Source organism: Pseudomonas sp. CH235, assembly GCF_004368175.1.
Taxonomy (GTDB): Bacteria; Pseudomonadota; Gammaproteobacteria; order Pseudomonadales; family Pseudomonadaceae; genus Aquipseudomonas; species Aquipseudomonas paraglycinae.
The window spans coordinates 370,520-382,423 of record NZ_RRZJ01000002.1 but is presented as its reverse complement, the minus strand read 5'-3'; the positions used below and the strand labels follow the sequence as shown (position 1 = coordinate 382,423).

At 59.0% G+C, this 11,904-nt stretch carries 12 protein-coding genes and 2 tRNA genes; 1 reads left to right on the top strand and 13 read right to left on the bottom strand.

The window, feature by feature from the left end; genetic code table 11:
- From EIY71_RS04005 to EIY71_RS03980, 6 genes are all read right to left on the bottom strand, one after another.
- The coding region (locus tag EIY71_RS04005) for an S-type pyocin domain-containing protein (RefSeq protein WP_178083778.1) at window positions 1–601 on the bottom strand (601 nt) is incomplete at its 3' end.
- A gap of 262 nt (window positions 602–863) precedes the next feature.
- Window positions 864–1,088: a bacteriocin immunity protein gene (locus EIY71_RS04000; RefSeq protein WP_236191694.1), complete on the bottom strand. Its 225-nt coding sequence runs from the start codon at window positions 1,086–1,088 to the stop codon at window positions 864–866.
- A complete protein-coding gene (locus EIY71_RS03995; RefSeq protein WP_085745396.1) occupies window positions 1,088–1,363 on the bottom strand; it encodes a bacteriocin immunity protein in 276 nt (91 codons plus the stop codon). The genes EIY71_RS04000 and EIY71_RS03995 overlap by 1 nt, the downstream gene beginning before the upstream one ends.
- A gap of 7 nt (window positions 1,364–1,370) precedes the next feature.
- Window positions 1,371–2,618, bottom strand: a complete 1,248-nt coding sequence (locus EIY71_RS03990) for an S-type pyocin domain-containing protein (RefSeq protein ID WP_134020556.1) — start codon at window positions 2,616–2,618, stop codon at window positions 1,371–1,373.
- 224 nt (window positions 2,619–2,842) lie between these two features.
- Window positions 2,843–2,919: transfer RNA gene (locus EIY71_RS03985), tRNA-Met, on the bottom strand.
- Window positions 2,920–3,034: 115 nt separating this feature from the next.
- Window positions 3,035–5,092 carry a methyl-accepting chemotaxis protein gene (locus tag EIY71_RS03980; protein ID WP_134020553.1) on the bottom strand — a complete coding sequence of 686 codons (2,058 nt, stop codon included), beginning with the start codon at window positions 5,090–5,092 and terminating at the stop codon, window positions 3,035–3,037.
- Between the two features lie 333 nt (window positions 5,093–5,425).
- Between EIY71_RS03980 and EIY71_RS03975 the strand changes: the two genes are divergently transcribed.
- Complete coding sequence (locus tag EIY71_RS03975; protein ID WP_102687526.1) at window positions 5,426–6,643, top strand: MFS transporter; 1,218 nt, start codon at window positions 5,426–5,428, stop codon at window positions 6,641–6,643.
- 63 nt (window positions 6,644–6,706) lie between these two features.
- On the opposite strand, the gene ychF is transcribed toward EIY71_RS03975, so the two are convergent.
- From ychF to lolB, 7 genes are all read right to left on the bottom strand, one after another.
- Window positions 6,707–7,807, bottom strand: a complete 1,101-nt coding sequence (gene ychF, locus EIY71_RS03970; RefSeq protein WP_085607001.1) for a redox-regulated ATPase YchF — start codon at window positions 7,805–7,807, stop codon at window positions 6,707–6,709.
- Between the two features lie 22 nt (window positions 7,808–7,829).
- Complete coding sequence (gene pth / locus EIY71_RS03965) at window positions 7,830–8,414, bottom strand: aminoacyl-tRNA hydrolase (protein ID WP_007951726.1); 585 nt, start codon at window positions 8,412–8,414, stop codon at window positions 7,830–7,832.
- A 171-nt stretch (window positions 8,415–8,585) separates the two neighbouring features.
- Window positions 8,586–9,188: a 50S ribosomal protein L25/general stress protein Ctc gene (locus tag EIY71_RS03960; protein ID WP_102687527.1), complete on the bottom strand. Its 603-nt coding sequence runs from the start codon at window positions 9,186–9,188 to the stop codon at window positions 8,586–8,588.
- 141 nt (window positions 9,189–9,329) lie between these two features.
- Complete coding sequence (locus EIY71_RS03955) at window positions 9,330–10,271, bottom strand: ribose-phosphate pyrophosphokinase (protein ID WP_003171603.1); 942 nt, start codon at window positions 10,269–10,271, stop codon at window positions 9,330–9,332.
- Between the two features lie 47 nt (window positions 10,272–10,318).
- Window positions 10,319–10,393: transfer RNA gene (locus EIY71_RS03950), tRNA-Gln, on the bottom strand.
- Window positions 10,394–10,430: 37 nt separating this feature from the next.
- Complete coding sequence (gene ispE, locus EIY71_RS03945) at window positions 10,431–11,282, bottom strand: 4-(cytidine 5'-diphospho)-2-C-methyl-D-erythritol kinase (RefSeq protein ID WP_007951723.1); 852 nt, start codon at window positions 11,280–11,282, stop codon at window positions 10,431–10,433.
- 3 nt (window positions 11,283–11,285) lie between these two features.
- Entirely contained in the window at window positions 11,286–11,903 is a 618-nt protein-coding gene (lolB, locus tag EIY71_RS03940) for a lipoprotein insertase outer membrane protein LolB (RefSeq protein WP_007951721.1), read from the bottom strand.
- Window position 11,904 lies beyond the last annotated feature (1 nt).

The following is an 11,904-nucleotide window of genomic DNA, read 5'->3' as shown; positions in this document are numbered from 1 at the left end:
TCTTGTCGTTGTTCCACTCGACTTTTACGGTACGCACCGAGTCGTCGCCCGAGGCTCCGGTGTGGATGCCGTAGACCTGCATGACCCCTTCGGCATCGCGTCGGAACTGGAACCGCACGCGAGTGGTTGCGCGAGACAAGGTGCGTAGCTGATCGTCGGTGTAGAGCGTGCCGTCGCCCATTCGGTTCGGCAGCATCCCGAGGATGAACACACTGGCCGGGCCTCCCGCACCGCGGATTGCCCAATTAAGGCGCTGCTGCAGGATTCCACCACCGGCCATGCGCCCCAACGCCAGATCGGCGCCGATGGCCTTCGCTACGGCGTGACTGGCAGCGGGAATGCGCAGGGCGCCTGCCACCATGACTTTGCCGAAGTGAGAGGCGGGCTCAGGTGTTGTGCCGGCATCCGTTCGACACCAGTTATCCGGTGTGCAGGGTTTGGCAAATACCAGATCGTCGCGAGGCTTTGGCGATGGCCATTCGTCTGTCGGGACGTAGACAGGCTCTGGCTCCGGGCGCGGATTCCAGGCAGCCCACGAGGCGCCGCCGTTCGGAAGTTTTCGGCGCCAGATATCGTCGAAAGGGTCTTTGTCCGGGGCCATGACAACTCCCTGTCTGTCTTTGGATCAAGACAGGGGAGCTTGTCGGTCAGTCGGGATGGCGATCAAATCGACTTGCCGGGATGCAGAGGCCTGATCGAACGAATAATCCTCTTCGTACGCCTTTCGCGCTCTGTTCCTACGGAATCATGCCGGCCCACTGAAGTGGGGCACTTTTCTTGAGGCATAAAAAACGGCCTAACTTTTGGTAAGCCGTTTTAATACTTAGTGGTGTGAAGTCTTTTCAGTGATTGACCATGAATCTTCACTTCTTGAAGCCAGGCAGTCCGTTTGCTTCATGCCATTTCGCGATTGTACGGGCTATGCCAGAGGACGACGTGTCAGCACCTGGCTCAGGGTAGTAGATAAGGTCCATCTTGCTCGGATGCCCAACGATCTCGTTGAAGTGCAGCAATAGAATATCTGCCCGTTCATCTGTAGGTGCCTTGTCTTCCTTTCTGATCTCGTCAATGACACGGCGTTGAGTCATTACTGACCTTTGAACCCAGGCAGACCCTGTGAAGCTCGCCATTCTTTCACAATCTGCGTGACCCCCCGAGGAGAGCTATCCGCGCCTGTCTCCGGGTAATAGATCAGATCGGATCCGGCCGGGTGTTCGCTGATTTTCTCGAAGTGCAACAGTAACAAATCAGCCCGACCATCGTCTTCGGCTTCTTCATCTTCTTTAACGAGTTCTTCCAACAACGCAACGAACTCGGTCTCTGTGTACTCCGAAATGCTGCTTTTCAGTAGATTGTCTTTCATGACTGGCCTATTCGTTCCGGTGGATATCGATGTGGTTTCGAGGTGTATTTACTCGTAGATTATCAACGTCGTAGACGTCGCCACCCTCGGATACTTTTTCGAGATGATGAAGCTCGTAAGATCTTCTGCCGCCGACACTATCGGCTTTGCGCACCCTTGGTGCTTTACCTTTACGCATACGGCCAACACTTTGCTTTATGAACTGATCCGCCACGGCAGACTCCGAAACGGCTTTCCAAAAAGCCCTTCGGAACGAATCGAAGCTTTGGAATTCGAGTCCCCTGAGTGAGTCTGCCACGTCTGTTGGAATTGGAACTCCCACCCCCGAGTTTGCTCCGACGAGCCATATGCCCGACGAATTCTCCCCAACCCCCGTCACCGTCCCCGGCATCAATCTCGCCGGTTTCGAAAACACCACATACAGCGACTTCAGCCCGGTCTCAGCCGGAAACACCAGAATACAATCCTCGGCGGTGATGTCTTCGCCGGGCAGGATTTCAATCTGGCTGTCGGTGTTCGCGGCGATCGGGTGGACGAGGATCGTACTCAGTGCTTCGCCGTGCTCCGGGTGAACCAGCGGCGGCATCGATCCCAGCGGCCCGCGTTGCGGCGTCCACAAAATCGTGATGCCGTTGAGCTTCGCCTCCATGGCGCTCTTGTCGCTGTTCCACTCGACTTTTACGGTACGCACCGAGTCGTCGCCCGAGACGCCGGTGTGGATGCCGTAGACCTGCATGACCCCTCCGGCATCACGTCGGAACTGGAAGCGCACGCGAGTGGTGGCGCGGGGTAGGGTGCGCAGTTGTTCGTCGGTATAAAGGGTGCCGTCGCCCATTCTGGCCGGCAGCATCCCTAGGATGAAAACACTGGCCGGGCCTGTCGCACCACGGATTGCCCAGTTGAGACGTTGCTGCAGAATTCCACCGCCCGCCATGCGCCCCAAGGCCAGATCGGCGCCGATTGCTTTCGCTACGACCTTACTGGCTGCGGGAAAGCGTATGGCGCCCGCCACCATGATCTTGCCGAAACTGGAGGCGGGCTCAGGTGTTGTGCCGGCATCCGTTCGACACCAGTTGTCCGGTGTGCAGGACTTGGCAAATACCAGATCGTCGCGGGGCTTTGGGGTTGGCCATTCATCTGTTGGAACGTAGACGGGCTCTGGCTCTCGGGGCGGATTCCATGCTGCCCATGAGGCGCCGCCGTTTGGAAGCTTTCGGCGCCAGATATCATCGAAAAGGTCTTGGTCCAGGTCCATGACAACTCCCTGTCTGTCGTTGGATCGAGACAGGGGAGCTTGTGGGTCAGTGGGGATGGCGATCAAATCGACTGGTAGGGATGCAGGGGCCTGATCGAACGAAAAATCCTCTTCGTACGCTTTTCGCACCCGGTTCCTACGGAGCCAGCCGATTCACTGAGGAAGGGCACTTTTCTCTAGGCATAAAAAAACGGCCTACCTTTCGGTAAGCCGTTTTTAGTACTTGGTGGCTACACAGGGACTTGAACCCCGGACCCCAGCATTATGAATGCTATGCTCTAACCAACTGAGCTATGTAGCCAAGTGGCGCGCATTATTCCCCTGAAATGGAAAAGCGTCAAGCGTAAATTCAAAATATTTCTTCTTATTTTCAACCGCTTATCCTCCCGCGCCGAAAATCGGGGCGGGAGGGGCTTTCAACGCAGCTGAAATCTTCCGGTGTTGGCACTCAAGGCATGGCTGCCCTGGCTCAAGGTGTCCGCCGCGAGATTCACGGCCCGCGCGCCTTCGAGCAGACGAACCGCCGCTTGATCGACCTGCTGGATATTGCCGCTGACCTCATCGGCGGTGCTCGCCTGTTCCTCGACCGCCGTGGCGATTTGCGCGAGGGTGTCGGTGACGCTCTGCACGGCGCTGGCGATCTCCCCCAGGCGTTCGCCAAGTCCCGTGACCGCTTCCGCGTCCGATTGTGCCTGGCCGCAGGCAGCCTCCATCAGGCTCACGGCTTCATTGACCGTGTTGCGCAGGCTGTCGACTGTACCGGCGATCTGCGCTGTGGACGATTGCGTACGTTGCGACAGGCTGCGTACCTCGTCGGCTACCACGGCAAAACCACGACCTTGTTCGCCGGCGCGAGCTGCTTCAATAGCCGCGTTGAGCGCCAGCAGGTTGGTCTGCTCGGCGACGCCGCGAATGGTATCGACCACCAGTTGAATCTGCTGCCCTTGCTCGCTGACCCGGCCGAGCGCTGCGGCAGTTTCGTTCAGGCGCTGATTGAGCTGCTGGATGCTCGCCGTGGTCCGTTGACTGTCACGGCTACTGTCGGCGGCAATGCGCCGGGTGTGCTGAGCGCTGCCGGAAGCCTGTTCACAACTCTGCGCCACGCCTTGAGACGTCGCCGCCAGTTGCGTGGCCGCTGCGGCGATCTGGCTGATCTGCAATTGCTGCGCTTCGACTTCGCTGAGAGCGCCGCTGGAGTGATCGTTGAGGCTGCGCACCGCGTTGCTCAGTTGCGACGTCTCGTGATCGACTCCCAGCAGGCTGGTGCGCAGTTGCACTACGGCCACGTTGAGTGCGGTGCTGATCGAGGCGAGTTCATCGCGACCCACGACCGGCACCTGCAGGCTCAGATTGCCGTCGCGCAGCGCTTCGGCGAGCACGGTGATGCCGCTGGCGCTACGACGGATCGAGGCTTGCAGGCAGACGAACAAATACAGCGCCGCCAGCAACAGGAAACCGAACACAGACGCGACAACGATGAACTGACGAATCGCCGATCCGTGGTAGTCATCCAGCCGCTGATCCAGCGACATCAGCGATTGCTGGCGCAGCGTGGCGAGGTTGCCGAGCAGGGCATCGAGAGTGCGCTCGAATTCTTCAGGCTTGAGATTGATGCTGCCGCCGAACACGCCGTCATCCAGCACTTTCAACCCGGCGTCCAGCTGTTTAAGGCTGTCGTGATATTGCCCGGCCCAGCCTTGCAGGGCTGGCGGCAGACGCGCTTCGAGCAGGCTCGCGGTTTTCACCAGCTGCTCGCGGGCATCGCCGATGCGGCTGCGCAGGTCGCGCAGTTGCAGACGGCTTTGCAGGGTGAACTGGCCGGAAACCACGGACGCCTGGCCGACGGCTGCCAGCCGACCGACCCGCTCGATCAGGTCTGGTGCGTGCTGGGTGGAAATCTGCGTCAGCAGATAGGTCTCCAGCCACGGCGCGAGGATCAGGCGATTGTCCATCGCGATCTGTTCGCGCAAGGCTTGCAGGGCGCTGAGGGCGTTGGTGAAACGGTCGTAACCGTCCGGCCACCAACCGACACTGGAAAGGCTTTTCGAGTCCAGGCCATTCAGCGCGGCTTGCAGGGCCTGATAGCGGGTCTGGGTTTCACCTTCCGCGCCTTCGGCTTGCAAGGCATTGCCCAAGTCCAGCGTCGCCTGGGCAACAGCAGGTTGTACGCCATCGAACGCAGCCATCGCGGCAAGGGTCGCTGGCGTCGGCTGGCGGTTGGTTTCCGTGGCGCGCCAGCGGGCGGCGCGGTCGCGTTGGGCGGCGAGCAGGTTGTCGAGAGCATCGAGGGCGAGCAACTGCCGCACACCGGCACGTTCGCCGGCGATCAGGTTGAGTTTGTCGCGATAGTCCTGGCCGATCATCAACAGGCTGCCGGCCAATGGCAGGATAAACAGCAGAAACAACAACTGGAATTTACGCGCGAAGCCAAACCGCCCCAGCAACCTGATCCCCGGTGATAAAAAAGCCTGCATGCCCCATGACTCCTCTGGACACCACGCACCATCGGCGTGCATCGCGGTCGTTGCGACCGGGATTGGTGCCCTGCTAAAAGGCCTCGAAAGTTCACCCTTGCCCGCTCTGTAGGCAGGCTCTGTAGCGAAACTTCCCATTCTCGATGCCCTTTGTAAGGGCGCCGCGTTCAAGCGGATAAGCAAGGCAAGATTCAGACCATGGCGTTGCGCTATCACTTGTAGCGCGACGACTGAATAGTTCGTTAGCTGGCTAAGGGGATGGCGCTGGCGCACCGAAAAATGGCACATTGACGCACCTGCCCGCGTGCACCCATCTGCAGTCCGGAAACTCCCATGGCTATCAGCAACGTTCAGACCGCCGCTGCCTCGGCGTCCGCTCCTTCACAAAGCAGCCCTTTGGTGATGCGCATCATCGGCGCGGTGGCGCTGGCGCATTTGATCAACGACCTGATCCAGTCAGTGCTGCCGTCGATCTATCCGATGCTCAAGGCCAACTATGGCCTGAGTTTCACCCAGGTCGGCCTGATTACCCTGACATTCCAATTGACCGCTTCGCTGCTGCAGCCGTGGGTCGGTTATCACACCGACCGGCATCCGAAACCGTGGCTGTTGCCGGCAGGTTCCGTGTGCACGCTGATCGGGATTGTGATGATGTCGATGGTTGGCAGTTTCCCGTTGATTCTGCTGGCGGCGGCGTTGATCGGTATCGGCTCTTCGACTTTCCACCCTGAAGCTTCTCGTATCGCGCGGCTGGCGTCGGGCGGGCGTTTCGGTCTGGCGCAATCGACGTTCCAGGTCGGTGGTAATGCGGGTTCGGCATTCGGCCCGTTGCTGGCAGCGGCGATCATCATTCCTTTCGGCCAGGGTAACGTGGCCTGGTTCGGGCTGTTCGCGGTGTTTGCGTTGTTCGTGCTCTATCGCATCAGCCGCTGGTACGCCCATCACCTGAACCTGTTCAAGCTCAAGGCTGGCCAGGCCGCCACTCATGGACTGTCGAAGGGCAGAGTGATCAGCGCGTTGGTGGTGCTCGGGTTGCTGGTGTTCTCCAAGTATTTCTACATGGCCAGCCTGACCAGTTACTTCACCTTCTACCTGATCGAGAAGTTCGACCTGTCGGTGGCCAGTTCCCAGCTGCATCTGTTCCTGTTCCTCGGCGCAGTGGCGGCGGGCACGTTCTTCGGCGGGCCGATTGGCGACAAGATCGGGCGTAAGGCGGTGATCTGGTTCTCGATCCTCGGCGTGGCACCGTTCACACTGCTGATGCCGCATGTCGATCTGTTTTGGACCACTGTCCTGAGCGTGGTGATCGGCTTCATCCTCGCTTCGGCGTTCTCGGCGATCGTGGTGTACGCGCAGGAGCTGGTGCCGGGCAATGTCGGGATGATTGCCGGGGTGTTCTTCGGTCTGATGTTCGGCTTCGGCGGGATTGGCGCGGCGTTGCTCGGTCATCTCGCGGACATTCACGGCATCGAATACGTGTACTTCCTGTGCTCGTTCCTGCCGCTGTTCGGGGTGCTGGCGATCTTCCTGCCGAGAACCAAAAAGGCCTGACGGGCCGAATTTCAGGCACAAAAAAGCCGCGTATCAAACGCGGCTTTTTCATGGGTGCAGCTTTTACACGTTGAAGCGGAAGTGCATCACGTCGCCGTCTTTGACGATGTAGTCCTTGCCTTCCAGACGCCATTTACCGGCTTCCTTGGTGCCCGCTTCGCCCTTGTACTGGATGAAGTCGTTGTAGGCGATCACTTCGGCGCGGATGAAGCCTTTCTCGAAGTCGGTGTGGATCACGCCAGCGGCTTGCGGTGCGGTGGCACCGACGCGGACGGTCCAGGCGCGGACTTCTTCGACACCGGCGGTGAAGTAGGTCTGCAGGTGCAGCATTTCGTAGCCGGCGCGGATCACGCGGTTCAGGCCAGGCTCTTCCAGGCCCAGGGCCTCGAGGAACATGTCTTTCTCTTCACCGTCGTCCAGCTCGGCGATTTCCGCTTCGATCTTGTTGCAGACCGGAACGACCATGGCGCCTTCTTCTTCGGCGATGGCCTTGACCACGTCCAGGTGCGGGTTGTTCTCGAAACCGTCTTCAGCGACGTTGGCGATGTACATGACCGGCTTGGTGGTCAGCAGGTGGAAGCCCTTGATGATCGCTTTTTCGTCGGCGCTCATGTTCTTCATCAGGCTGCGTGCAGGCTTGCCTTCAGTGAAGTGCGGGATCAGTTGCTCGAGCAGGGCCTTCTGGGCCACTGCGTCCTTGTCACCACCCTTGGCGTTGCGCGCGACTTTCTGCAGTTGCTTCTCGCAGCTGTCGAGGTCCGCGAAGATCAGTTCCAGGTCGATGATTTCGATGTCGCGCTTCGGGTCGACGCTATTGGAAACGTGGATCACGTTTTCGTCTTCGAAGCAGCGCACGACGTGAGCGATCGCGTCGGTTTCGCGGATGTTGGCCAGGAACTTGTTGCCCAGGCCCTCACCTTTCGACGCGCCGGCAACCAGGCCTGCGATGTCGACGAATTCCATGGTGGTCGGCAGGATGCGCTTTGGATTGACGATGGCCGCCAGAGCGTCCAGACGCGGATCCGGCATCGGCACGATGCCGCTGTTCGGCTCGATGGTGCAGAAGGGGAAGTTCTCGGCCGCGATCCCGGATTTGGTCAGGGCGTTGAACAGGGTGGACTTGCCGACGTTAGGCAGGCCGACGATGCCGCAATTGAATCCCATGGTGTTTCCCCTCGGATTAGAGTCAGGCCTTCTGGCTGTGCAGGTTTTTCATCGCGCGGTTCCATTCACCGGCGAGGATATCCGGCAGCACGCCGAGGGCAAAGTCGATGCTGGCATCGAGTTTTTCCTGTTCGGCGCGTGGCGCACGACCCAGGACGAAATTTGAAACCATACTGGCGACGCCCGGGTGGCCGATGCCAAGCCGCAGGCGGTGGAACGTATTCTGATTGCCCAATTGCGCAATGATGTCGCGCAACCCGTTGTGACCGCCATGGCCGCCGCCGACTTTGAGTTTGGCGACGCCCGGAGGCAGATCGAGTTCGTCGTGCGCCACCAGGATTTCTTCAGGCTTGATGCGGAAGAAACCGGCGAGTGCCGCCACGGCCTGGCCGCTGCGGTTCATGTAGGTGGTGGGAATCAGCAGACGAACATCCTGACCCTGATGCGAGAAGCGCCCGGTCAGGCCGAAATACTTGCGATCGGCCACGAGATTCACGTTCTGTGCGTGGGCGATGCGCTCAACAAAAAGGGCCCCTGCGTTATGCCGGGTCTGCTCGTATTCAGCGCCTGGATTTCCCAGGCCAACGATCAGTTTGATGGCAGTCACGATAGGGGCCCTTCCTTTGAGTGGTGGATAACATCGCCGCGATCAGGGAAGGCGGCGAAAGTGGACGAAAAATGCTCATTTACCATGGATGTAAACTCCGCGTTCCCGCCCGCTTTCTCGCTACGTTCCAGTCCGCGATGTTACCTGCTCACTCAGGCATGACAGAGTGAATTACTCTGCTGCGCCTTCTTCGGTAGCTTCTGGAGCAACACGTGGAGCGTGGACGTTGGCAACAGCCAGGTCGTTACCGTGAGCCAGAGCAACGAACTCAACGCCTTTAGGAGCTTTGAGGTCGGACAGGTGAACGATGGTGCCGATTTCAGCGTTAGCCAGGTCGACTTCGATGAACTCAGGCAGATCTTTCGGCAGGCAGGAAACTTCGATCTCGGCAACAACGTGCGAGATTTCGCCGCCTTTCTTCACTGGAGCAGCTTCGTTGATGAAGTGCACAGGAACGATAGCGGTCAGTTTCTGGCCAGCTACAACGCGTACGAAGTCAGCGTGCATCACGTGGCCTTTGGCCGGGTGACGCTGCAGAGCCTTGATGATCACGTTTTGCTTGGTGCCACCAACGTTCAGCTCGATGATGTGGCTGTAAGCCGCTTCGTTTTCGAGCAGTTTGGCAACTTCTTTGGCCAGCATGCTGATGGATTCAGGGGCTTTGTCGCCACCGTAAACAACAGCTGGAACCAGGGCAGCGAGACGACGCAGGCGGCGGCTCGCACCTTTCCCCAGGTCGGAACGCGCTTCAGCATTCAGAGTAAAATCGTTCATTTTGTATCTCCAAAATAGCCATGACCGAGTGGCGTTTGCGACCAGCGCCGAACACGGTATGGGCAAAAAAGCCCCGCCCCGGCAGGAATGCCGGGGCGGGGCGCTTTTCGTCAACGAGACATTTCGAGAAGGGCAGGGCCCTTAACGGAACATCGCGCTGATCGATTCTTCATTGCTGATGCGGCGAACCGCTTCGGCAACAACCGGTGCGATATCCAGTTGACGGATACGTGCACAGGCTTGTGCTGCAGCGGACAGCGGGATGGTGTTAGTGACCACCAGCTCGTCCAGCACGGAATTTTCGATATTCTCGATGGCCCGACCCGACAGCACAGGGTGTGTGCAGTAGGCAAAGACCTTGGCTGCGCCATGCTCTTTCAGGGCCTTGGCCGCGTGGCACAGAGTGCCGGCGGTATCGACCATGTCATCGACCAGAATGCAGGTACGCCCTTCGACATCACCGATGATATGCATCACTTCAGAGTGATTGGCTTTCTCACGGCGTTTGTCGATGATCCCGAGATCCACGCCCAGGGATTTGGCAACGGCACGTGCACGCACGACGCCACCAATGTCCGGGGACACGATCATCAGGTTCTCGAAGCGCTGATCTTCGATGTCATCCACCAGAACCGGGGAGCCGTAGATGTTATCTACCGGAATATCGAAGAAACCCTGAATCTGGTCAGCATGCAGATCAACCGTGAGAACACGGTCGATGCCGACTACGGTGAGCATGTCAGCAACGACTTTCGCGCTGATAGCCACACGTGCGGAACGCGGACGGCGATCCTGACGGGCATAACCAAAATAAGGAATAACAGCAGTGATACGAGTAGCCGAGGAGCGGCGGAAGGCATCAGCCATCACTACCAGTTCCATCAGGTTATCGTTGGTCGGAGCGCAAGTCGGCTGAATAATGAAGACGTCTTTACCACGAACGTTTTCATTGATCTCGGCTGTAATTTCACCGTCGGAAAATTTACCGACAGAGATGTCACCGAGAGGGATATGCAGCTGACGTACGACACGCCGAGCCAGATCGGGGTTAGCGTTCCCCGTAAAGACCATCATCTTGGACACGCGCAGTACCTGAAGGCTGAGGGTATACCTGGATGAGTATAGGAAAATGGCAGGGGCGGCTGGATTCGAACCAACGCATGGCAGGATCAAAACCTGCTGCCTTACCGCTTGGCGACGCCCCTGTATCTGTTGCTTGCAAGTGCCGGGCACTTGGTTCCTTTAGAGCAGACTTTGCAGCTTGCGATGCAACATCGAAACGTTGCTTCCTTTCGCTACAAACCCTGTAAGGGTCTCTGTCAGAAGGGCCGAGACTTTATCAGCTTCAGCTTTGCTTGGGAAGCCCCCAAACACACAACTTCCAGTTCCGGTGAGTTTTGCTTCGGTAAAATTACCTAACAAATTCAATGCGTTACGTACTTCTGGATAACGCCTCGAGACCACCGGCAAGCAGTCATTTCGACTGTTTCCCTCGGGAACGGGGCGCACTTTAATGGGCGGCGTGTTACGTGTCAACAATGGATCTGAAAAAATTTCTGCCGTACTAACAGAGACTTGCGGAACGAGCACGACGTACCACGGTTCGGCGGGCTCGACCGGGGTCAGTTTCTCGCCGACACCTTCGGCGAAAGCTGCGTGGCCACGCACGAACACCGGCACGTCCGCGCCCAGTGTGAGACCCAGTGCAGCCAGGCGATCTTCATCCCAACCCAGTTGCCACAAGTGATTGAGGCCGAGCAGGGTGGTGGCCGCGTTCGAACTGCCACCCCCGATGCCGCCGCCCATCGGCAGGATCTTGTCGATCCAGATGTCGATGCCGAGCGAGCAGCCGGATTGTTCCTGCAGTTTCTTCGCCGCGCGCACGATCAGGTTGCTGTCGTGGGGCACGCCGTCGAATTCGGTGTGCAGGCGAATCACGCCGTCGTCACGCACGGCGAAGGTGATTTCGTCGCCGTAGTCGAGGAACTGAAAAAGCGTCTGCAACTCGTGATAACCGTCTTCACGGCGGCCGAGAATGTGCAGCATCAGATTGAGTTTGGCCGGCGAGGGCAGAGTGAGGCGTGGAGCGGTCATGCGTTATTGCCCCAATTTGCGCGGTTGCCAGGTCTTGATGACCAGCGTCACGTCCAGGTCGGTGCCGTGCAGCTTGATCCGCTCGGGCAGCCAGTAACCGTTCTGTTCGGCATAGCTGAGGTATTCGACCTGCCAGCCATCCTGATCCAGATTGGCCAGACGGCTGTTGCCGTCCAGAGTCAGACGGCTTTTGCTGTCCGGTGCCGGGAGGCCGCGAACCCACCAGGCCAGATGCGAGACCGGCAGTTTCCAGCCCAGTTGTTCTTCGACCAGTGCTTCCGGAGTCGGCGCTTCATAACGGCCCTGATTCGCCACTTCCAGCGACACCGCGCCCGGACGGCCGGTCAGCCGAGCGGCGCCACGACCCAGCGGGCCGGACAGACGAATGTCGTAGTAGTCCTGACGTTGCAGCCAGAACAGCGTGCCGCTGCCCGAGTCTTTGGGGGCGCGGATGCCGATCTTGCCGTCGATCTGCCAGCCGTCGAGGCCGGTCAGGTGTTGTTTGTTCGCGGCCCACTGTGCCGGATTGCCGTGGCCTTCGACCGACTCACGGGCGCCGAAGCCCGCACAACCGGCGAGCAGGGCGATGAAGCTGAAAACTATGACGTGGCGCAAAAACATG

Coding starts and splice junctions, on each gene's coding strand:
- EIY71_RS04000 (WP_236191694.1), bottom strand. CDS start 1,088: ATGACTCAACGCCGTGTCATTGACGAGATCAGAAAGGAAGACAAGGCA.
- EIY71_RS03995 (WP_085745396.1), bottom strand. CDS start 1,363: ATGAAAGACAATCTACTGAAAAGCAGCATTTCGGAGTACACAGAGACC.
- EIY71_RS03990 (WP_134020556.1), bottom strand. CDS start 2,618: ATGGACCTGGACCAAGACCTTTTCGATGATATCTGGCGCCGAAAGCTT.
- EIY71_RS03980 (WP_134020553.1), bottom strand. CDS start 5,092: ATGCAGGCTTTTTTATCACCGGGGATCAGGTTGCTGGGGCGGTTTGGC.
- EIY71_RS03975 (WP_102687526.1), top strand. CDS start 5,426: ATGGCTATCAGCAACGTTCAGACCGCCGCTGCCTCGGCGTCCGCTCCT.
- ychF (WP_085607001.1), bottom strand. CDS start 7,807: ATGGGATTCAATTGCGGCATCGTCGGCCTGCCTAACGTCGGCAAGTCC.
- EIY71_RS03960 (WP_102687527.1), bottom strand. CDS start 9,188: ATGAACGATTTTACTCTGAATGCTGAAGCGCGTTCCGACCTGGGGAAA.
- ispE (WP_007951723.1), bottom strand. CDS start 11,282: ATGACCGCTCCACGCCTCACTCTGCCCTCGCCGGCCAAACTCAATCTG.
- lolB (WP_007951721.1), bottom strand. CDS start 11,903: ATGTTTTTGCGCCACGTCATAGTTTTCAGCTTCATCGCCCTGCTCGCC.